Origin of the sequence: Sporosarcina ureae DSM 2281, from assembly GCF_000425545.1 — a bacterium.
Classification (GTDB): Bacteria; Bacillota; Bacilli; order Bacillales_A; family Planococcaceae; genus Sporosarcina; species Sporosarcina ureae.
On the sequence record NZ_AUDQ01000001.1, the window covers coordinates 382,386 to 403,488 of the forward strand.

Consider the following 21,103-nt stretch of genomic DNA (forward strand, 5'->3'; position numbering starts at 1 on the left):
AGTTTAGGGGGTGGACTAAATAAAGTCAAATGAAAAAGCTAGCTTTAGAGATATTTCTCTGAAGCCAGCTCTGCTAAATGCTATCAAATAATAAAGTACGCGATGACCGATAATAGTATGGATGTGACTGTCATAGCCGCTAGCGGACGCATGGCACGTTCTTTCAAGTCTCGTAGGCTAACGTTGAGTCCAAGTCCGACCATGGCTGCTGTTAGTAACCAAGTAGTCAATGTGAAGATGCCTTGCATTACATTATCTGAAACAGGAATAGAGTGACCGAATACGTAGCTTCCGAGAATACTTAGGATGATAAATCCTAACAGGAACCACGGAAACTCAATTTTAGCCCCTGATTCGTCTGTGTCTTTATGTTTACGTTTCATGATAAATATTAAAATAAAGCAGAGCGGTACTAATAGGAATACACGACCGAGTTTGGCAAGTAAAGCAATCGCTAGACCATCTTCCCCTGCCGGTGCACCCGCCAATGCTACGTGCGCGACTTCATGTAAACTGATACCTGCCCACATTCCATACTCGATTGAATCAAGCGGTAGAATTGGCCGCAAAATCGTGTAACCGATTGCAAACACCGTACCCATTAATGCGATGATTCCTACACCTATTGCTGTGTCTTCATCCTTTGCTTTGATGATGGGTGCTACTGCCGCAATTGCCGCCGCACCACAGACGCCTGTTCCGACCCCTAAAAGCATAGATATATTTTTATCTGCCTTAAATACTTTTGCAAGCCAAATTGTCATGAAAATCGCGAAAAGGATGACCCCTACATCTCGTACAAGCAAGCCGAGACCATCACTTAAAACCGTGTTTATATTTAATTTCAAACCGTACAAAATGATTGCTGTGCGCAGTAAACGCTTGGATGAAAAAGCAATTCCACTTCGGATCACTTCAGGATAGCCGAAGAATTGACGATATGCCACTGCGATAATGATGGCACATGCTAATTGTCCGATATGATCGAATCCAGGTACTTTCGCTAATAAATACCCTAATAATGCAATTAAAAATGTAAATAGTACTCCACCGATCCAAGGTAACCATTTGGATGAACGCTGTGATGCTTGCTGTTCTGAAGTTATATTTGAAGAAATCACGATAACAACACCTCCTGCTAGTAGTATATAAAATAGCTGGCTATAAGAGAAATAACTATTTATAATAGGTATGATAAGTAAATCTATATAGATGGAAAGGGGTTATTTCCTATCGATCAGCAACTGCAAGTATTCATTGAAGTAGCCGAGCAAAAGAACTTCTCTAGGGCAGCGGAAGAACTTCATATGACACAACCCGCTGTCAGTCAATACATTCGTTCATTCGAGGAATCTATTGGTGTACGATTGCTTGAACGTACCAATAAATACGTACGACTTAATCAAGCTGGGGAAATTGTCTATCATCACGCAAAAGAAATTGCCGGACTATACTCCAAAATGCAAAACTTAGTTGATGACTTGGCCAATAAAGCGAGCGGCCCTCTAACCATTGGGGCTAGCTATACATTCGGTGAATACGTCTTACCCCATGTTCTGTCTAAACTTGTCGCAGACTATCCATCGATTGAACCACAAGTAACAATCGGCAATACAGCAGACATTGCGGAGTTAGTCATTACTCACCAGCTCGACGTCGGTTTGATCGAAGGACACTTCAAGGAAGCCGCCCCGCTTCAAAATGAAGATTTTGCAGAAGACGAAATGTACATCGTGACTTCCATCGATCATCCGCTTTCACAGAATAAAGATCGTCAATCGATTACTGAATTAGAAGATGATATTTGGCTATTACGCGAAGAAGGCTCAGGTACACGCGAAGCAGCAGATTTATTCTTCTCCCAGTCAGGGTTCTATCCAAAGCGCATTATGCAATTCAGTAGTACCCAGCCGATAAAAGAATCCGTCGAAGCTGGCCTCGGCGTCAGTCTGCTGTCACAGTGGGCGATCCAAAAGGAATTGCGCTATGGTAATTTAACTACCCTGTCGGTGAAAGGAACACCATTCAAGCGTCATTTCTCCATCGTTACGAATTCGCCGTTTCAAACAAAGGCGTTGCAAGTGTTTATTGAGTTGCTGAAGAATAGCGAGGAATTGACAGTTTTGAACATGGAGACGAAAACGTGATGTTCTTTTCTGGATGCTGACCTTCAGATGGCTTTCACCAGAGTGTCTGTAGGTCAGTTCCGAAAGTTGTTTTAGATGGTATGAGTGCGTAAGTGACTACAGATTACGGTTCTGTTAAGAGTGCGTAAGAAGCGGCAATGGGTTGTGGTTCTTGCACGTGCGTTTTCTGTTTCCTGTTCATTCAGGAGGTTGTGCTTTAGCCGGCAATCTAAGTGGCAAGTTCATTGTCCCCACTTCGGCGCTGGTGGATGGCTCTCGCGATGAGCCACAGACAGGAAAGTGCGCCTGTCTCTGTCTCATCGCTACGCCTACCACAGCAGGCGCCTTCGTTGCGTCGAGTGTAGGGCAGTTCGTAGACTTCTTTCGCAAGCAATACATACTAGATATCATGATGTAGCTGATATTTTTTACTATTAGAACCACAACCAAATTAAATACCACCCAGTAGCGCAGGCACAACTGCGGGGTAGGCCGTGGCCAGGAGACGCACCATCGCCAGCTGGCTCCTGGCTGGAGGCAATCCCCCACGTGCCTACGCGGGTCCAGAAAACGAACACTCGCTAACTTTAGTACCCAACAACCAATCGAGCAACGCCTCAACAAAAAGTAACAAAGACCCGCAGCCGCATAGTCTCTTCCGCCAAACTCGTTTGTTAGTCGGGTACTGTACGCTACCTCTTGTTTTGCTTTACCGCTTAAAACCACAACCAAAATAACTACCACATAGTAGCGCAGGCACAACTGCGGGGTAGGCCGTGGCCATGAGACAACTGGCAGCCCCACCGCCAGCTGGCTCCTGGCTGGAGGCAATCCCCCACGTGCCTGCGCGAGTCCAGAAAACGAACACTCACTAACTCCAATACCCAACAACCAATCGAGCAACACCCCAACAAAAAGTCACAAAGACCCGAAGCCGCATAGTCTCTCCTCCAAAAGCAATTGTTAGTCGGGTAATACGCAACCTCCCAGTTTGCTAAACACACTCTAACTTCAACCCCACTACGCAAAAAAAGACTGTCAAAGCCAGTAATGCACTTTGACAGCCTAATCCACTTATACATTAGCAGGAACACCAGACCTCAGCTTCAACACAACCAACCGATCACCCGCATCCAACGAAATCTTCTTCTGAAGCGTAGCGAATACCAACGTATCATTCTTCTTCTTCACAAACAACGCAGTCGCTGTCTCCGGAATAACCTCCTTGAACGCCAAATCCGTCTCTGTCCCTTCCCACTCATACAAACCAATTTCATAATTCGTATTGATCTTGCGGTTTAACTCAGGAAACGTAGCTTCTTCTCCGAACAATAAATGCGCTTTTAATGAAATCGGCAACGCAGACTTACTCATCGTATGGTTGGATACAGCCGTCAATGAGAACGTGTTGTTAAAACCGAATTCAGGCGCAAAGGATTGTGTGATCAATGCGTTATAAGACGCATCTCCAGTCATAGATAAAATCGTATCATACGGCGCCAAATCTATGGAAAATCGCGACCGTTCCGATAACATTTGCCCCGTAAACGTATCAATACCTGCTTCAATCGCTGGGCGCAAACGTCCTTGTGAAGGATCGACAATCAGTACCGGTATTTTCATTACTTTTAATTGAATAGCTAACGCAATCGAAAAACTGCTTGCTCCAACAATTAACACGCCCGGTGGTTCATTACTCGCTAAGTTCAGCTTTTTCGCTAACGGTCCGAGTGTAAATCCATGTGCAGTTACCGTAATAAAGACGAGAGCGAAGGTCAGTGCGGTCAGCAAAGTAGCTTCTTCGTAACCGTCTTCTGCAAGCGTCGCAGCAAAATAACCCGCGACGGTTAATGCAACAATCCCTCTTGGTGCAATCCAGCCGAGTAGTAACTTCTCTCTCCAGACCAATTCAGTGCCCACAGTCGAAATCCATATAGATAGTGGACGTACAACGAATAGCATAACCAATACAAACCCAATAATCGGTAGAGTGAAGATTTGTGAGAGGGTTTCTCTCCCAAGTGATGCTGTCAATAAAATAAAGACCGTTGATGTCAACATGACGGAGACATTTTCAACAAAATGTCCAACGTTTCCGATGGACGAAACATAGCGCTTCGTGCGCCCCAGTACTAGCCCCATAACAGTCACTGCAAGCATTCCCGTTTCATGCATGATGATTTCCGCCATCGTAAAGCACAACAGTACAAATGCCAAAATGACGGGTGATTTCAAGTACTCAGGAAACTGGCCTTTATTCGCCATCACACTGATCAACAATCCCATCGCTAATCCAAGAAGCGCAGCAAGTGCTGCACCGCCAAAGAAGTTCAATAAATAATTCATCGATAAGTGTTCATTTGTTAAGACTTTAATCACTTCATATGCAAATAAAGCAAGTAACGGACCGGCGGGATCTACGATAATTCCTTCCCACTTCAAGACGGCGGCGGTTCGTGCCTTTAATTTTGCATTACGCAGCAACGGAATAATTACCGTCGGCCCTGTCACCACGAAGAGACCTCCAATGATAAACGACACTTCCCACGTTAATCCGGCAATGAAGTGTGCCGTAATCGATCCTAAAACCCATGCTAAAAACGCACCCAATGTAACGACTCGGAAAACAGACTTCGAAATGCCTTTTATCTCCCGAAAGTCTAAGTTAGAACTTCCTTCAAATAAAATAATAGCTACCGCCAGTGATATTAGTGGACTATACAGCTCGTCCAATGCCACTTCCGGATTCACCCAACCAAAAATCGGACCAATCAACAAGCCGGCAATGGACATGATGAATATTGAAGGCCATTGGATTTTCCAGGCTAGCCACTGCGAGAAGATACCGAGCGCCAATATGGCTACGATGCTAATCAGTGCTGCTTCTTCCATCTACACACCCGCCTTCATACTAAACTTATTGATTTGCCTAGTGTAGCAAAAGAGAATTACAATGCATACTAGAAAGGCAATCTACCTTGTAAACCTTCTGCTAATTAACTATATCTAGTAAAAGTTAGTATAACCTTTTTCGACAATTGTTAACCATTTTCTTACTTCGATCGACGTGAATGAAATCTATAATAAGACAAAAAAAGAAGTGGACTAAGCCACTTCTCTACATTATGATAGCTTGAATCGTTCCACTACACTCCGCAATTCCCCTGCGATCTGATTCATTTGATTGGTGGAATCTGCTACTTGCTCCAATTCTCCTTGCTGAGCTGCAGCTGACGCACTCACTTGTTCAGAAGATGCGGCCGTTTGCTCGGAAATGGCAGATACATTTTGGATTGCTAAAATGGCTTCATCCTTATATTCCATCATTTCTGCAAGCTTTTCAGATAGCTCCGTAATCGATTCGCGTATTTGATCGACGATACCTGCATTTTGTACGAATGATTCCTCCGTATCGGAAACGGACTGGTTTTGACCATCCATTGACTTCATATTCAATTCTATGACATCAACTGTCTGTTGTGATTCTGATAAGATTTCCTTCACGGTCTCTTGAATTACTTCAGTTTCTCTTCGGGACTGTTCCGCTAGCTGACGTACTTCATTCGCAACTACCGCAAATCCTTTACCACTCTCACCAGCTCGTGCCGCTTCAATGCTCGCGTTGAGAGCCAGAAGATTCGTACTCGCTGTAATATCATGCAATGTTTGAATAACCTGATTGATAGATGTAATTTTATCGGTCAGTGTTTGTATTTGAAGTTGTACTTTTTTATTGACTTCATTGGCTGTCGTATTATGATCACGTAGTTTTTTCACTTCCGACATTCCATTTTCCGCAGAATTGGACGCGTCTGTAGATAACTCGTTCATCGTCATGAACATCGTGTGGATATGATCCATACGGTCTGCTAAATCAGAAATTCGTAGGCTGGTTATCTCAGTATCTTCGGATTGCTTCGAAGCCCCTTGAGCGATCTCATCCGTTGCTACAGATACCTCCTGATTGGCAGCTACTAACTCTTCAAAGGCATATGTGACTTGTGTCGATGAATCACTTAGTTGCCCCGAGGACTGCTGCACGGTTTGTAGAGCCGCATTTGTCCGACGCAACATATCGTTATAAGCAAGCGCCACTAAGCCTATCTCATCGTGGCGAATTTTCTGTTCATCTACCATCATAGTCAAATCGCCAGTTGCAGCGGTTTCCATAGATTGTTGTAATGTTTTCAACGGTCTCAATTGACGATAAATAAAGAGCGTTGATGCACTTGACATCAGTAACACGATAACAATTGCAGATATAATGGTTATCCACAATATAGTGGTAAACGTATCTAGAATCTCAGATCTTGGTGTAACAGTTTGCACTGACCACTTCTCATTGATTCCTTTTAAGTTAATAGGAGCGAACGCATTAAATGCTTGTTCATGCAGACTTTGAGAATCTACATACATACTCGCCAATTCACCTGTATCCAGTTTCACTTTTGCACTATTCCAATCAATCGCATCTGCCATATTGCTATTGTTCAATTCAGCCTTCAAACTATTCGCCGTGATATAACCAGCGTCTGTAATGACAGAAGCATAACCGCCTTTTGGTTGAATGGTCTTCACTACATCAGTCAAGAAATCTATAGATAAATCGGTTGTCAATAAACCAAAGTAATTTCCTGATGCATCGACCATCGGCACAGAAATAGTAGTCATAAGAATCGTTTGACCATTCGTTTCATACGAATAAGGTTCGGTCAAAACGGCACGTGCTTCATTTTTCGGAATGGTGTACCAGCTGTTCGCTGTAGGATCATCCATTCCACTTAACGGCTCTACTTTAGTCGTATTGTCCTCTTTAAAGACATAGGGTATGAATTGTTGATTTCCATCAAGCAAATTCTTTGGTATGGCTTCTCCTTTAGCAAATGCAGTCTGATCGATTACCGCAGCCATACCTGTCGCGTCATCATTTTTTTGCAAATTGCTTTTGATGATGCGAATGACTTCTTCCGGTTTCATATCGCCCGTCGTTTGTAATGTTTCCAATATGTGACTTGTTGTGCGCAACATTTCATTTGTTTCACTTAGTTTCGCACTCAGAACAAGCGAGTTTTTATTTGCACTTTCTAACGCATATTCCTCCGCATCTTTAATGCTTTGCCTATGTAACATGACGCTCGTTACGATTGAGTAAACCAAAAACAATAATAAGAATAATGCGATAATTAATCCTGAGAGTTTCATCGCAATACTTGCAGACTTCTTCACTTTATAGGCCCTCCTAGTAAAATATAAGTACACTAGTAGTATACCTTTAGTCCCTGTTAAAGTATACCTTTTAGCTAAATGTCACACAATAAAAAACCTTGTCGGATCGACAAGGTTACGAATGGATCATTATGAAGTTTTTATTTCATTTATTTTATTCTGTACTGTTTCATTCTCAGCCTTTATATCTGCTAAGTTGACTTCTACATTCTCCGCTGGTGCTTCTTCTCCGAATTGTTCAGCGTATAAGAGTTTAGCTGCTTTTGGAGCAGCCCAGAATGTAGGTAAAAGTAAAAGTGAGACCGGTATGGCCGTTACTACGATAAAGGATTGGATGGCTTCTACTCCGCCTTCACTAATCATCAATAAAACGCTTGCCACCGCTCCCATGATTACCGCCCAAAATACGCGCATGACTTTTGGTGGATGGCCGTCACCTGTAATCGCGACAGAAATCGTATACGCCATGGAGTCACCTGTCGTGACTACGAACAGGATTGTAACGAGAAGAAACAATGGTCCAACGATCACATTCAACGGTAGTTGCTCGGTAATGGCAATCATCGCTGCAGGCATACCCGATGTATTTAACGCTTCGGATATTACACCTGGCTGCGCCATTTCGTAAAATATACCTGCCCCACCGACAGTAGTGAACCAGAATGCCGTTACAATGGGTGCCGTAATGGATACAGCTAATACGAGCTCGCGAATCGTACGTCCGCGTGTAATCGTGGCGATAAAGATTGCCATCATCGGTCCATAACCGAGGAACCAACCCCAGAAAAAGATCGTCCATGACCCAAGCCAACTAGAATCACCGCGGAATGTCGCCATGCCGAAGAATTCTTGAAGATGCACACCCGATGATGAAATAAATGTATTGATGATAAATCCGCCGGGGCCGAGAATGAGGATTGCGACCATCAAAATCAACGTGATGATCACATTCAGATTACTCAAGAACTGAATCCCTTTACGTAAACCTGTTACCGCCGAAACAGTAGCGATCGCCACCACTCCAATAATAATGAGTATTTGAGTCATTAACGTATTCGGCACGCCATATAATGCTTCCATTCCATAAGCTGCCTGAAGACCGAGAAAGCCAATTGGTCCAATTGTGCCGGCAGCTACTGCAATGATGGAAAACGCATCAATAGTAGTACCGAGAGCGCTTTTACGCATGATCTTTTCACCAAGGATCGGGTAAAGCAATGTACGCGGTTTTAACGGCATCCCTTTGGAATAATGCGCATACATTAGCACAATCGTCCCTAACGTACCGAGAATTGACCAAGCAAGAAATCCCCAATGCAAATAGGACTGAGAAAATGCTGGAATAATAGCACTTTCCGTTGCCGATTCGACTCCTGTAAACAATGGAGGACGATCCAAAAAGTGATACATCGGTTCTGCAGCCGCCCAAAAAACTCCGCCTCCCGCAAGCAATGTCGTCATAATCATGGCTAGCCATTTGAAATAACCAATTTCCGGCTTATTCATTCCACCTAAGCGAATCTTTCCATACTTTGAGAATGCTAGGAATAGCGCAATGAAAAACGTACCCAATAATAATAGTTGCCAGAACGCGCCAAAGTATTTCACCGCAAATGCAAATGCCCAATCTACCATGTTTGCAACGAAATCCAAGTTAATAAATGATGCGACGACAAATGCTACAAGCAATCCACCGCTAATAAATAAAACGGGACGGTCCGTTTTTGATTCATACTTATTCAAAGTTCTACCTCCTCTAGGCTGCACATACTTGTAACCGCTTACTTAGAAAGCTGTGGAGAATTCATCTCCACTTCCTTATTTTACTTCTACAATGACATCAATTTCAACTGCTGCACCGCGTGGCAACATCATTCCAACTGCCGTACGTGCGTGTGTACCTACTTCTTCACCGAATACTTCAACCAATAAATCTGAAGCACCGTTCATTACTTTAGCCTGTCCAGTGAAATCAAAAGCCGTGTTGATCATGCCGAGAAGCTTCACAAACTTTGTGACGTTCGACAACTCGCCCACTTCTTCTTTAATAGTGGATAGTGCAAATAGTATTGCCTGTCTAGATGCAGCGTAACCTTCTTCTATCGTTAATGTATCGCCTACTTTACCTAGTACATCATATGACAGTGAGCCGGATAGAAATAAAAGATTGCCTGTGCGCACACAAGATATGTAGTTTCCGCCTTTTGCACGTTTTTCAGGTAGTTCCAATCCTAATTCTTGTAATTTATCTTCTGGTCTCATTTAAATCCCATCCTTTTTATAATGCGTCTGTTATTTCTTTGCTTGCAGCAATCACTGAAGCTACATGCTGTTCCATCGTTTTACGATTCCACCTGAATAATGGTCCGGAAACAGATAATGCACCAATGACGCTTTGTTGCTTATCAAACACAGGTACTGACAAAGCCGCAACATTTGAGCTAATTTCCTCTTCATTGGTAGCATACCCTTGATTTTGTACTTCTTGTAAATTATGTTCCATTTCATGTCGTTCTTCTACAGACAATGTACCTAATACTCTTTCCTGCTGTTCAGGTGATTGGAAGGCAAGAATCGCTCTTCCGCTTGCACCTAAATGTAATGGCAGACGCTTACCGATTCCGACTGAACGCCTGATTTCTTGCTGACTTTCGTACTCCAATACACAAATGCGCATCTGTCCTGTAGGCATATAGAATCCGACTGTTTCTCCTGTATCGTTGCGCAACGACATGAGCCATGGTTCTACAACAGGTGCTATCGGCATTTCAGTCAAGATTTTATTGGCATAATCTAAAAAGATGGTCCCTAACGTATATAGTTTTGAACGCGGATCTTGAAACACCATACCTTCCAGTTTCAATGTAGTCAGCAAACGGTGTACGATCGTTGTCGATAAACCGAGACCTTTACTAATATCACTGACTCCTTGAGGACCTGACACTTCATTCAAATAGTTGATGACGGATATGGCCTTCACCACTGTGGATGAAACTTCCTGTGTCTTTGTCATTTTCATAAACTCCTTTTGCGTGATGAATAGAAAAGAAGAGGAAAGACTGCTCTATTCCTCTTCTTCATCCACTCTAGCTTAGTTGCTGTTGATGTAACGAGTTTTATTTTGGCAATAGAAGTCAACCGCTTCGCTGCCGAGTTCCTTATATGTTCCAGTACTTGATTGCTTATAGCCGCCAAATGGTGCTTGGAAGAACGTACCGGTTGTCGTCATATTCACTTTAACAATCCCTGCTTGAATTTCATTCAATGCGCGGTTCATGTATGTTAGATTACGTGTACAGATGGCTGCGGACAGACCGAATGCTACATCGTTCGCTACTTCAATCGCTTCATCGATCGACTCGATTTCAATGATGCTGATTACTGGACCGAATACTTCTTCCTGTGCAATCGTCATTTCTGTCTTCACACCACCGATTACTGTCGGCTCCACGAAGTATCCTTTATCTGACCCATCGAATTCAGGAATACCGCCACCTGTTAGGATTTCTCCGCCTTCAGCTTTAGCTTTTTTAATAAGATCCAGTGTAGATTGACGCTCGCCATCACTAACTTGAGGTCCCATTGTGACACCTTCGTCCATACCATTACCAATTTTAATTTTCTTCGAAGCTTCTACTAATTTATCCGTGAACTCTTGACCTGTTTGACCGTATCCACCCGCTACAGCAAGTTGAACAGCTGCGTCTACGTCTGCGTCTTCCATTACGAGTAATGGATTCTTACCACCCATTTCAAGTAATACACGCTTCATATCTTTTGCTGCTTCTTTATAGATTAAGTTTCCTACACGATTCGATCCAGTGAATGTGATTGCTTTTACAGCTGGGTGATTGATCATATCTGTTACCAAACGACCTGGTCCCACTAATTGGTTAACGACACCTGCAGGAACGCCAGCTCTTTCAACAATTTCAATGAACTTCTGTGCTGTCAATGGTGTTTCAGATGAAGCTTTCAACACGACTGTGTTACCGCTTAGAATAGCCGGTGCAATTTTCCAAGCTGGGATAGACAGCGGGAAGTTCCAAGGCGTGACGACTAACACGACACCAAGTGCTTCTTTGTGTAATTCAATTTGTACACCTGGCATGTCCGACTCAACGATACGGCCTGTCATGCGACGACCTTCACCTGCGTAGAATTTAACGATACCCGCTGCATAATTTACTTCTTTGAATGCATCCGCGTACGTTTTTCCTTCTTCTTGTACAATGATGCGCGCGATTTCATCAGCTTCTGCTTCCATGATCGCAGCAATTTTGAATAAATACTCGCCTCTCGCAGGAGATGGTGTCTTACTCCATTCAGGGAATGCTTTTTCTGCTGCTTCAATAGCCGCTTGTGCATCTTCAGCATTGGATTGCTGAACCTTCACAACCAATTCATCTGTGTTCGCTGGGTTTCTGATTTCCAACATATCTGTACCCGAAGTTTCTACCCACTCACCGTTAATATAGTTCTTTAATACTTTAACTTCACTTGTAACTGTCATCATGTATAGTCTCCTCCAGTAAATAATGTAGTTTTATGCCATTTCTCCTGCACCGCGTTCACGCGATTGATCAGTAGATTCTACCAGCATACGCTTGCCTGTTTCGTTTAAATCAAGCCACAGTTCTCTGCTGACTTCTGTTCCAAATTGCCACGAAGATTCCCATCGTTGTTCGAAATCATCTGTGGTCGTTAAAATATACGATGTATCTATTGTGTTTTCAAAGCGTTCAATCACTTCATCAATTGCTTCAATTTTGGTTGTACCAAATATACAAAATCTTGTTGTAACAGTTGGTAATTTCAATTTCTGATCACCTGTTAAGCCTAGTTCTTTATTGATTCCTTCCATGATATCCTCATTATTACGTTTGTGGACCATGATCGGGTATGCGAAATTCGGTGATGAAATGATTAATGATGAGTGACTAGGCTTCTTGTACAAAATAATACTAGCCAATCCTTTTTTTGATATATACATCGCTTGTTGAGCAAGCACCCGGGACGGTCGTGCATCCCGGACGCAGACAGCTACTGACGGTTGAGCTTCCAAGCGCGCAATTAAATAATCGGCACATGCTTTTCCAAGTAGCATTCCACTTTGCTTCCCGCCATCTATTACAGTTACGCGGTCCGATTCATTCAATACTTCCAACTCTTCGAACTCACCTTGCAAATCCTGCAGTTCATCGTAAAGTTGTTGTAATCCATACAATCCAAGAAACTCAGCATTTGCTACCGTTTCTGCTCCTTCTTCCGCATAGCCATAAGGAACTCCAAGAGCTTGGAAGATTTTTTTACAATGAGTATATAATTCTAAGTGAGAGACACGCATTTCGCCAACTCCTTCTCAGACTTGAACCCTTCCGTAAAGAACCGGTGCCAGTTACCGCCCATAATTTTAGATATTTCCTCATATGTCATACCGCGAGCTTCTAATCCATTTGCGATATTTGGAAAATCGTCAGGCGTCTGGAACCATTCCGGCCAATCCGGCCATCCTGGACTCGCTTTCGAACCTGCACCATAATCGATTTCATGAGTCCAGCGACCCATCCGCATCCATGCAAGGAAGTCCGTAGACATATTATGTGTTAAATCCGTTCCAATCCCCACATGGTCAATTCCCATGAAATCAGCCGTACGAGCAATCATATCACAGAACTCTTCTAGTGTTGTATCCGCTCCATTAATCAAGTGAGGATATGCACAAACACCAAGTACTCCCTTGTTGTCACGTAAAGCAGAAAGTATTTCTTCTGACTTATTACGTTTAGATGGATAAATCCAATCCGGATTAGCATGGGTAATCGCGACAGGACGGCTTGAAAGTGCCAATGTATCCAGTGATGTTTTCGTTCCGACATGCGATAAATCAATAACCATTCCTACTCGGTTCATTTCTTTAATCACATTCTTACCGAATCGAGAAAGACCGGGATCCGTTTCTTCATAACAGCTACTACCGATCAAGTTTTGATTATTGTATGTCAATTGCATAATTTTAACGCCCATCTCATTGAATACAGAGACGAGACCTAATTCATCTTCTAAAGCTGAAGTGTTTTGTGCACCTAAAATGATTCCTAATTTACCGATACGCTTCGCTGTTTCGATATCTTCTCCTGTTTTTACAGGCATAACCAAATCACTGTTCTCATTAAAGAAGCGATGCCATTCCGCTACTTTAGTTAATGTTTCGCGGGCATTTTCCCACAGTCCAACGCAAGCATGAACAGCCGTAACGCCACCTTTTTGTAGCATGATGACAAAATCGCGGTCCCATTTACTTAATTCCAAAGCATCTATTACTATCATATCTTTCATATCTATAGTCATTTGATCTCCTCTGCTTTCGCTATTAATGGATAGAACCAATCATCCTCGAATGAAGTAGTTCCGATTTCTTCAACTAGCGGTGCTCCTTGGAATAGCGTAATTCGTACCCACCGATTGGATTTCGGATCATAACGTTCAGCGCCTAGTATTGCTAGTTTACAACGCAATAGATATACCGGAAGTAGATCTTTTCCTGTCAAGTTCGCTTGAATTTCACCATACTCCAAACCGTCCAACGATTGTATTCTTCTGACAATCCCTCTGAGCTCCGGCTTTTTCAATAAAAATGCCGCTACTTTCAGATCATTATCACAGACCTCTATTTCCGTAGCTAGTTGCTGTACTTGTTCTGCGATATTCATTGGCATATACAACTCATCGCCTGGGTCGATTCCACGTTCTCCGATACGCGGTTCTTCTTTTTCAGCAGAACGGTACCAGAAATAATGTCTCGACTCGTGTTTTGTGAAGTCGTATTGGAACGCCCACTGGTATTGTTTCTTAATAATTTCGCGTAATGAACCAATTGACATTTCAGGTATCAAATGGAGGCCGTCGTCTGCATTCGTCTGATGCTCTAAGTCGACGATTACTTCAGGATAGAGATCGATTAGTTCTGAGTTAATCAATTCCTGTGCTTCCATTGTGAAATTCGCTTGTACTTTATCAGCAAACTCCAACCACAGTCCTCCTACTTCACTATTGGAACGCTCTATAGAGTTACACACATCTTCTACTAACTTTGAAATCTCTCCGACTTCTTTTGCCAAGTCTCTCGGATTTCTAAATACTTCCATGTCCGGGATTGGAGCGTCTTCAAAGAATGTACGTATTTGTTGTAGTTTGGCAATGAAGCGCTGACAATCAACTGCCGTTGGTTCCATTTTCTTTGCACGTGCCAATGCTACTTCACGAATCCACATCCATTGATGAAGAAGTTTTGGATGAGATATCAAGTAAGGTACCATTCCAAGTCCCGTTGCATTACCTGTTCCAAGTAATTTCTTTAGTTCCGGCTTTAATGTAGCCGCTTTAGGATTATTCTTGCGCGCAATATGTTCAACCAGATCAAAGCTGAAGTGACGTAACATATAGACAGCAAACATTTGAGATTGATAGGCACCGCTGAACGTATGATTATCTTTCATATGTTCATAAGGCGCAATTCCAAATTTACCATTTCCATAGACTGCAGTTGTGCGGAATAGATAACCAATATCGTAAATCATTTCTGCATCTGGCTGCTTACCTTGAGATAGCGCTTCCACGACATGAGAAAAGACACGTTGGCTTTTATTCGCTCTCGACCATACGAGATCCGTGACATCTCCTCGGCCCACTTCCTGTTTCGGTAGTTCTTGTTTCATTCGTTTTAGTTTTTTATCGGAAATTGCTCCATCGCAAAGCGCAAATGTTACATCCCATCTTTCAGAAATGACCCGATCACTTCGAGTTTCTTCACTGATCTCACGGGATAATGCGACAAATGTATACGTACCTTGTGGGGTAGTAATACTATAAAGCGCTTCACCGTATCCTTCGTCATCTATATCAAAGGTCGTTTGCTCAATTTTCCAAGCTTCACGCATCATTTTTCGAATTAAAATGCGTAAAAAGCTAAGACTTGTTGAGCGCATTACGCCTAGTCGTTGGATGTCCATTACTTCAGATGCCGGTCTTAGCGCATCTGTATTTTCAATAGCTAATTTAAACATGTAAAACCCTCCATTCTTCTACTCCCACAAATATGTACTTTTACGATTATCGGAATGCCTTTCCGAATATCTATTTCCATCATAAACCCGTTTGAATTCTCTGTCAACAATTCTATTAAAAAAGTCTATAAAGATTCGACAAGAATCTCCATAGACTTACATCATTTATTTAGTTCTTTCAGTCATTTGACGCCAGATGGAACCTTTTGCCTCTTCACCTTCTTCAATTCGGGCGATCGCCATCCGGACTTGCAGTTTCACTTCAAATTCGTTATCGTTTTCTGCTTCGTGCAGTGCGGGTAATGCTTGTTCCGTTCCGGATTCATAGAGGAACATAGCTGCACGCCAACGTACTAATTTGTTTTTGTCTTGTAATAGACGGATAGCAGCCGATTCAAAACCAACATAACCAAGGTCACTCATGCAGTCTGCGGCTGTACGACGAACTGCCCAGCTTTTGTCCTTAAGTGCTTTTTCGATAAACGGAATGACCGTTTCATCTTCGATCATACCAAGGTATACAGTGGCCAATCTACGGATGGACATTTTCTCATCTTCAAGTGCCATCGTTAATACTGGATAATCCGATACGTCCGGATCCGGCATTTGGTCCAGTAAGCGGAAGCGCGTTTCCCATTCGGGAACAGCAAATTCGGCCACACTTACTTTCTGCCCACGAGTTTTTGTTTCCTCGTCTGCCTTTTCCGCTTTTTCCACAAGCTCATGCAAGCGTGTTTCAGGATACGCGGCTTCAAGTTCTTGTACAACTTGCTCGCCTACTTCCTGCAATTCTCCGTAACGGATTCCGTAATCTGCCCACTTCCGAAGTAAAATATAGTTTTCTACTTCAGAATGGTGAACGGTTTCCATTGCCTGAACGAAACGTTCACTTAATCCAAACCTAGATTCCTCATCACTATTGAACACTTTCACTTGTAACGGAATTTCTTTATACGTCTGTACATGAACGTAAACTTCCCCGTAGTGCTCATCTATCTTTTGCTCCTCCGCTTGTTCTAGCGATTCGCCGCCTTCACTTAAGACAGAACGCACTTCGGCAAGAATGGATTCCCACGCAACGTTTCCGATTCGCTCTACTGCCATGAAGTCTAATACATGATAGATTCCTTTAATCCCTTGTATAGCCAAAAGAGAACGAATCGGCTCAGGTGCCTGTGCCTCATCTTTCTTCTTATAGTTATGGCTAGTTCCATCAGGTAAAGGGGTATCTAAAACAATTTTCATAGAATTTGGACTCGGTGTTGGTTCAATCGATTTGATTTTCAAGAAAATCTCCTCCTATATAATTAATCAGCTAATTCCTGCAAATAAGACCAGCGCTCGACCAGTTCTTCGTATTGTTGATTCAGCGTTACTAGCTCTTCATCCAATTGGCGAAGCTGATCATAGTCTGAACCTGTAGTCGTCATTTGTTGTTCTATCGCTGCTATTTTTTCTTCCATTACTTCTATATCTGTTTCAATCGTTTCCCACTGACTTTTTTCAGCGTATGTCATTTTCTTTTTAGGTTCTTTAACTTCTGAAGCCGGAGCAACAACCGCAACTTTCGCTTGTGGCTTCACGTCTTTTGTATTCTTTTCATCAAGGTAGTCTGAATACAGGCCAAGACGTACATCGATTTCACCTGAGCCGTCTAGAATCCACAGCTTACGTGAGATTCGATCCAAGAAGAAACGGTCGTGGGAAATCGTCACGACGACTCCAGAGAACGTGTCAATGAATGACTCCAAAACGGAAAGTGTTTCGAGATCCAAGTCATTCGTAGGCTCATCTAGCAGCAAAACGTTCGGCTGTTCCATTAATAACTTCAATAGATAGAGACGTTTACGTTCCCCACCTGATAATTTACCGATTGGCGTTCCGTGTGCAGAAGAAGGGAATAAGAATCTCTCCAACATTTGCGTCGCAGATAATCGCTCACCGTCTCCTGATTCAATATCATTGGACGTCTCACGAATATACTCAATAATGCGCTGATTTTCCTTCATTGGTGGCAAATGTTGATGGAAATGAGCAATCTTTACAGTGGAACCTTTATCGACTTCACCGGTGTCCGGCATAGTCGTTCCATCCAGCATTTGAAGAAGTGTCGTCTTCCCTACACCATTCGGTCCGATAATCGCAATACGTTCTTTCGCTTGTAGAATAGCAGAAAAACCGTTCAATATAACTTTATCGTCAAATCTTTTCGTAATATTATTGATTTCCAACACTTTTTTACCAAGACGTGTCGTTTGTAAATCCATTTCAAAATCCAATGACTCATCGGTCTGCTTCACTTTCGCTTGAAGGTCATCAAAGCGGTCAATTCTCGCTTTCTGTTTTGTCGAACGCGCTTTAGCACCGCGGCGTATCCATTTCAACTCACTACGGTAGCGATTACGGTCTTTCTGATCCGAAGCAGCTGACATCTCTTCACGTAGTGCTTTTGACTCCAAATAATCTGCATAATTTCCAGTATGCGAATAAAGTGTTTTATCGGCTAACTCGTAAATATGCGTAGCGACTTGATCCAAGAAGTATCGATCGTGTGTAACGAATAATACTGCCCCTTGAACATTTTGCAAGAAGTCTTGCAACCACTGAATCGATGCAACGTCCAGATGGTTCGTTGGCTCGTCCAGTAATAATAAATCTGCTGGTTCGATTAATACTTTAGCGAGAGCCACACGCTTCAGTTGACCACCTGATAATTCGCCCAATTTCTTATCGAATGTCTCGATACCCAGCTTCATTAATATAGTACGTGCCAATGCATTCAAATCCCAGCCACCCGTTGAATCCATTTCATTTTGATAGAATGAGTAACGCTCCTGATACTCTTCATTTGAAGAATCTTCGGTAAGTAGTTGCAATGCATGCTCGTAATTAAGATTTGTACGAATAACAGGTGCATCACTTTCGAATACTGCTTCCATCACGGTTAAGTCCGGATTGACAATCGGTTCTTGAGGCAAATATGCCACACGGAACTTATTCGGATGATCCATCGTCAACGTATCCGCACTTCCCTGCCCCGAAATTATGGATAGTAACGTAGATTTCCCAGTACCATTAATCCCAATCAAACCTATCTTGTCTCCACTTTTCAAGTTAAATCCTACATCTTTAAAAAGTGTTTTTTCTCCAACTGTTTTGGTTAATTTCTCTACTACTAAATGACTCATCCTGGCACATCCTATTCTTAAATTGCTTCTAGTCCTAGTATAGCCGAAATTCGGGTAAGTTGAAAACATGCACGTTTGTGTACGGTGTCTTGGTAAGTTTGGAGAGGTCTGAGGAAGTTGTTTTTCGGGAGTTAGGGATGAAGTGCTTGTTGGATCATGAATTTCTTGTTTCGCTGACAATGTAAGTGGAAAGCCCATTGACCCCACTATGGCGCTAGTGGGGTCAATGGGCTTTCGCGATGTTACTAATCTTCTTCTTATTAGAACCACAACCAAAATAACTACCACTCAGTAGCGCAGGCACAACTGCGGGGTAGGCCGTGGCCAGGAGACAACTGGCAGCACCACCGCCAGCTGGCTCCTGGCTGGAGGCAATCCCCCACGTGCCTGCGCGGGTCCAGAAAGCAGACACTCACTAATTTCAATACCTAAACGCCAGTCGAGCGACGTACCCAACAAAAAGTAACAAAGACCCGCAGCCGCGTAGTCTTTCCGTCAACCGAGTTTCTAGGTTGGGTACTGATCGCATAGAACCACAACCAAAATAACTACCACTCAGTAGCGCAGGCACAACTGCGGGGTAAGCCGTGGCCAGGAGACAACTGGCAGCACCATCGCCAGCTGGCTCCTGGCTGGAGGCAATCCCCCACGTGCCTGCGCGGGTCCAGAAAACGAACACTCACTAACTCCAATACCCAACAACCAGTCGAGCAACGCCCCCCAACAAAAAGTAACAAAGACCCGCAGCCGCATAGTTATTCCGCTAACATGTAAACGTTAAGAAACATCATCTAGACTTCGGCTGATTCATGCCCGCAAGCTTCTTCACCAACTGCTCCAACAACACCGGCATCTCCCTGAACGCACTATCAATATGCAACCGCTCCGTCTTCTGATGCGCATCCTTACCAAACGGCCCTACATTCAACACAGGCGCAGTTAGCTTACGCATATCTTCAAACGGAATCGAATACGTCGCACCATAGACCGGCGTATTCTCCGCAAACGCCTTCCAATGATCTTCTTCATCCTTATAATGTACATAACTTAAATCGCAAATCCCATTAAAATAATGCACTTGCTCAATGGTTAGATCAAACACTTGTGCACGCTCCTGCAAAAACTCGATCGATTCCTGTACAAGCGGATCTTCAGACGAGTTGACAGCTGGATAATATGGCGGCGCATAGAAAAGCACAGTTGCTGGGCCTAGTTCCTGACACTCCATCATTAGCGTATCGACAATACGTATGCATTGCTCGCGGTCATCCCATTCTTCTTGCAACAGCACTTCTTGTTTCAATCGACTCACTTCGTTTTTCCCTAACTGTTCTTCAGCGTACTTTAATAACTCTTCAAAACGCAGTACTCGAATATCTCCTAGCGGCACTGCTGATTCACGATCACATACTGCTTTATAATGTTCATTACACTCTGCCATCGCCTCATTCGCCACTTGTTCGAATAAACTCATGATTTCAGCCGCTGTCCGCTTGAATAGAAAGACATTATATAACGCAGCTGCTCGCTGTGGTGTTTGTGTAGAGTACTGGATTTTCAAATCTTTTTGGTGCAGTGTGACCGGAAGAGGTGTTGATTCGTCCTGATGTATTTCACGGAATAGAGGATTCCACTCCATCTTATGTGTCAAAAATGATGCCATATAATCTGCAGTAATTCCTTTTAAAGGTTCACCGACATGCGTTTCTTTGCCATAGAATAAAGCGGACGGCATAATCTTTCCGATTGTCCCAGAATAAACATATTCTTTCGTATCCGAAGGCCCTTGTGAAAATGAGGGCTCTCCGTTTAGGAATAATTTAAAGCGATGACCTTCCTGCTCTTGCAGACGGACAAGTTCTTTAACAGCGGCGCGCATCCCCGCTGAGTTTACCTCTTCATCCGGTACTGTGCACAATAATAGATTAATAGGCCACTTCTCTATACTTGCTCGTTCGATCAACTGAATATGTAACGCCAAACCCATCTTCATATCCATCGTACCTCGGCCAAATAGGTATTTTCCAGATTCTAAATCAATGCGTGCCGCTTCAGGCAACATCTCTTTGTTTTCTAGCAACTTCTTCGTCAGTTCTTCTGGATGGAAAGCGAGCGGTTCAAGCGCTCCGTATTCATCTGTCTGCACAGTATCGAAATGACTGATCAAGACAATGGTATCTATAGCATCCGGATGTTCATACAGAGCGTGCACGACTTGCCGCCCGAGACCCGCATCATGAAGCGTAATATTGTCAGGATTCTCAGTGAAATATTCCAGTTCGCTCAACTTATTTTGCAACTTCCAGGAAAAGAAACGCTCTCCTTCCGTCAACGTACGACTATCCCAACTTACTAGTTCACATAATAATGCACGCAGCTTTTCGGGGGTATCAAAACGGTATCGATTCATTCCATCTCCTCCTTCACGGTTAGGTAAAGTATAGCTGATTTGGAGTAAAATGAGAAAAGAACTTGTATGCCATAGTAAGGCAAACAA

The 21,103-nt window shown here is 43.1% G+C and carries 15 protein-coding genes; 1 reads left to right on the forward strand and 14 read right to left on the reverse strand.

What is annotated here, in order from left to right; genetic code table 11:
• Positions 1-83 precede the first annotated feature (83 nt).
• The gene (locus tag H605_RS0101850) at positions 84-1,106 is read right to left on the reverse strand and encodes a YeiH family protein (protein ID WP_029052628.1); all 1,023 of its coding nucleotides are present in this window, start codon (positions 1,104-1,106) and stop codon (positions 84-86) included.
• Between the two features lie 126 nt (positions 1,107-1,232).
• Here H605_RS0101850 and H605_RS0101855 point away from each other — a divergent pair, with 126 nt between their 5' ends.
• Complete coding sequence (locus H605_RS0101855) at positions 1,233-2,147, forward strand: LysR family transcriptional regulator (protein ID WP_029052629.1); 915 nt, start codon at positions 1,233-1,235, stop codon at positions 2,145-2,147.
• Between the two features lie 177 nt (positions 2,148-2,324).
• Here the strand turns inward: H605_RS0101855 and H605_RS18815 are convergent, their stop codons facing one another.
• The 13 genes from H605_RS18815 to H605_RS0101920 form a co-directional block, all read right to left on the reverse strand.
• Positions 2,325-2,516 carry a hypothetical protein gene (locus tag H605_RS18815; RefSeq protein WP_211225422.1) on the reverse strand — a complete coding sequence of 64 codons (192 nt, stop codon included), beginning with the start codon at positions 2,514-2,516 and terminating at the stop codon, positions 2,325-2,327.
• A 684-nt stretch (positions 2,517-3,200) separates the two neighbouring features.
• Entirely contained in the window at positions 3,201-5,018 is a 1,818-nt protein-coding gene (locus H605_RS0101865; protein ID WP_029052631.1) for a cation:proton antiporter, read from the reverse strand.
• Positions 5,019-5,249: 231 nt separating this feature from the next.
• Positions 5,250-7,352, reverse strand: coding sequence for a methyl-accepting chemotaxis protein (locus H605_RS0101870; RefSeq protein ID WP_029052632.1), 2,103 nt, complete (start codon positions 7,350-7,352; stop codon positions 5,250-5,252).
• Positions 7,353-7,481: 129 nt separating this feature from the next.
• Positions 7,482-9,095, reverse strand: coding sequence for a BCCT family transporter (locus H605_RS17225; protein ID WP_081657811.1), 1,614 nt, complete (start codon positions 9,093-9,095; stop codon positions 7,482-7,484).
• Positions 9,096-9,170: 75 nt separating this feature from the next.
• Positions 9,171-9,614 carry a RidA family protein gene (locus H605_RS0101880; RefSeq protein WP_029052633.1) on the reverse strand — a complete coding sequence of 148 codons (444 nt, stop codon included), beginning with the start codon at positions 9,612-9,614 and terminating at the stop codon, positions 9,171-9,173.
• A 16-nt stretch (positions 9,615-9,630) separates the two neighbouring features.
• Complete coding sequence (locus tag H605_RS0101885) at positions 9,631-10,365, reverse strand: IclR family transcriptional regulator (RefSeq protein ID WP_232321201.1); 735 nt, start codon at positions 10,363-10,365, stop codon at positions 9,631-9,633.
• A 78-nt stretch (positions 10,366-10,443) separates the two neighbouring features.
• A complete protein-coding gene (locus H605_RS0101890) occupies positions 10,444-11,868 on the reverse strand; it encodes an aldehyde dehydrogenase family protein (protein WP_248681192.1) in 1,425 nt (474 codons plus the stop codon).
• Positions 11,869-11,898: 30 nt separating this feature from the next.
• Positions 11,899-12,699, reverse strand: a complete 801-nt coding sequence (locus H605_RS0101895; protein WP_029052636.1) for a DUF3726 domain-containing protein — start codon at positions 12,697-12,699, stop codon at positions 11,899-11,901.
• Entirely contained in the window at positions 12,681-13,691 is a 1,011-nt protein-coding gene (locus H605_RS0101900) for a membrane dipeptidase (protein ID WP_232321199.1), read from the reverse strand. The genes H605_RS0101895 and H605_RS0101900 overlap by 19 nt, the downstream gene beginning before the upstream one ends.
• A gap of 8 nt (positions 13,692-13,699) precedes the next feature.
• Entirely contained in the window at positions 13,700-15,418 is a 1,719-nt protein-coding gene (locus H605_RS0101905; protein ID WP_029052638.1) for a hypothetical protein, read from the reverse strand.
• Between the two features lie 165 nt (positions 15,419-15,583).
• Positions 15,584-16,705: a virulence factor gene (locus H605_RS0101910; RefSeq protein ID WP_029052639.1), complete on the reverse strand. Its 1,122-nt coding sequence runs from the start codon at positions 16,703-16,705 to the stop codon at positions 15,584-15,586.
• Between the two features lie 20 nt (positions 16,706-16,725).
• Positions 16,726-18,606 carry an ABC-F family ATP-binding cassette domain-containing protein gene (locus H605_RS0101915; RefSeq protein ID WP_029052640.1) on the reverse strand — a complete coding sequence of 627 codons (1,881 nt, stop codon included), beginning with the start codon at positions 18,604-18,606 and terminating at the stop codon, positions 16,726-16,728.
• 787 nt (positions 18,607-19,393) lie between these two features.
• Entirely contained in the window at positions 19,394-21,016 is a 1,623-nt protein-coding gene (locus tag H605_RS0101920; RefSeq protein WP_029052641.1) for a M20/M25/M40 family metallo-hydrolase, read from the reverse strand.
• Positions 21,017-21,103: the final 87 nt, after the last annotated feature.

Bases quoted from the DNA above. Each gene is read 5' to 3' on its own strand.
- H605_RS0101865 (WP_029052631.1), bottom strand. From the start codon at position 5,018: ATGGAAGAAGCAGCACTGATTAGCATCGTAGCCATATTGGCGCTCGGT.
- H605_RS0101880 (WP_029052633.1), bottom strand. From the start codon at position 9,614: ATGAGACCAGAAGATAAATTACAAGAATTAGGATTGGAACTACCTGAA.
- H605_RS0101885 (WP_232321201.1), bottom strand. From the start codon at position 10,365: ATGACAAAGACACAGGAAGTTTCATCCACAGTGGTGAAGGCCATATCC.
- H605_RS0101890 (WP_248681192.1), bottom strand. From the start codon at position 11,868: ATGATGACAGTTACAAGTGAAGTTAAAGTATTAAAGAACTATATTAAC.
- H605_RS0101895 (WP_029052636.1), bottom strand. From the start codon at position 12,699: ATGCGTGTCTCTCACTTAGAATTATATACTCATTGTAAAAAAATCTTC.
- H605_RS0101900 (WP_232321199.1), bottom strand. From the start codon at position 13,691: ATGAAAGATATGATAGTAATAGATGCTTTGGAATTAAGTAAATGGGAC.
- H605_RS0101905 (WP_029052638.1), bottom strand. From the start codon at position 15,418: ATGTTTAAATTAGCTATTGAAAATACAGATGCGCTAAGACCGGCATCT.
- H605_RS0101915 (WP_029052640.1), bottom strand. From the start codon at position 18,606: ATGAGTCATTTAGTAGTAGAGAAATTAACCAAAACAGTTGGAGAAAAA.
- H605_RS0101920 (WP_029052641.1), bottom strand. From the start codon at position 21,016: ATGAATCGATACCGTTTTGATACCCCCGAAAAGCTGCGTGCATTATTA.